Here is a 1,606-nt window from a genome sequence, read left to right as displayed (position 1 = left end):
GATTGTGTTGCAAAACTCGGCTGGTTCGATTTCGGCTCCTGATTTTGGATTTTTGCGGGTTTTGTTGGGTGAGTTCTCCATTGTGCGAACTGTTGACGCTATCGACGCTTGACGGGGCGGCTATGCGAGACAGGCCTGTGGCAGAATTGGCGGGGCGTGGCAGAGAAGCTTGGCCAGCCGCCTCAGGTTTTGCGCAGTTGCTGTCAGTAGCACTTCGTCTCTGACGCCGCTCAAGCCCCGCAGCCGGAACCGGTCGAGCCGGAGAATGCGCTTCATGTGCGCAAATCGCATCTCGACCTTCTTGCGCTCACGGCGGGACTGCTGGAAGGCTTCCGTATCGACCAAAGCGCGGACACGATCTCGCACATCTTCGTTGAGGTCGCGGGTGATTTTGCGCGCAGTCGCGGTCGTGCACTTTGGCTTCAGTGAACACTGCGAGCAGTCGCTCTTGCTGGCCCTGTAATAAACGATGTGGCCTTGATCGATATTTCCCGTGCTGGTCAGTTGCGCACCACCTGGGCAAATATAGATGTTACGCTGTTGATCGAAGACGAAGTCGGCCCGGCTGAAGGTGCCATCTGTACGTGCAGACTTGTCCCACACCGGTACGTGCGGTGCGATGTTGCGATCCACCAGCCATTTGAGCAGCCTGACCGCGCCATAGACCGTGTCGCCCGCGAGCCGCTGGGGCCGCAGATCGAAGCGGCGCTCAACACGGTCCACCATGGTCTGAGTGATGGCAATCTCCACGGTTCGGTTTGCCCGAGTGCCCACCGCATCGATGATGATGCCGGCCTTGTTGTCGATCAGGTAGTTCGCATCATAGGCAAAGAATGGGTCCAGGCCTGGCCTCGCAACCCATGTCGCTTGCGGATCGGTAAGCGAGACTTCCTTTGGAGGCTTGTGTCGATCGCTGCCTTTGCCTGAACCGCCAGCATCTCCACTACCGTCCTTATCACCGCGGGCGGTATCAAGGGCGGCGAGGTACTCGCGAACTGCATGAGATGCCTCCTCTACCTTCGGCCATGCAATCGGCTGGTCGCCGGGCATCCGCTTCTTCTTATCCACATCCGCTTTGATCAGGCTCGCATCGATCGAGAACGCTTCGCCCCCAACCAGTCCGGTCGCAATGCACATTGCCACTACACCCTCGAAGACCCGACGCAGAGCGTCGCTCTCCCGGAAGCGTTCATGCCGCGCACGGGAGAAGACAGAATGATCGGGGATCTTGTCCTCAATGCCCAGCTTGCAGAACCACCTGTAGGCCAGGTTGACCTGGACTTCAGCGCATAGCCGGCGCTCCGAGCGGAGCGCAAACACGTAGCCAACGATCAGCATCCGGATCATCAGAACCGGGTCAATCGAGGGCCGCCCCGTGTGCGAGTAATATGGCGCCAACTCCTTGTGCACCCAGCTCAGATCGAGCAGACCGTCGATCTGCCGCACCAGATGATCGGGCGGAACCACCTTGTCGAGATCAAACGAATAGAAAAACTGTCCTTGCCCATCTTCCTGCCGCCCCATCATGCGCCGCTCCCGCTGATGCCCTCTCCACCAAGGAATCACGGTTCGCGAGTCGTCTCAACGGGAGTTTTGCAACACAATC

General features: G+C 58.8%; 1 protein-coding gene. It reads right to left on the bottom strand.

Going from position 1 to position 1,606, the window contains the following annotated elements; genetic code table 11:
• Positions 1-120 precede the first annotated feature (120 nt).
• Positions 121-1,527, bottom strand: coding sequence for an IS1182 family transposase (locus C7G61_RS42665; RefSeq protein ID WP_108523405.1), 1,407 nt, complete (start codon positions 1,525-1,527; stop codon positions 121-123).
• Positions 1,528-1,606 lie beyond the last annotated feature (79 nt).

This window comes from Bradyrhizobium algeriense, assembly GCF_003062295.1.
GTDB classification, from domain to species: domain Bacteria; phylum Pseudomonadota; class Alphaproteobacteria; order Rhizobiales; family Xanthobacteraceae; genus Bradyrhizobium; species Bradyrhizobium algeriense.
The sequence above is the reverse complement of the archived record's forward strand: the minus strand, read 5'-3'. Positions and strand labels throughout refer to the sequence as shown.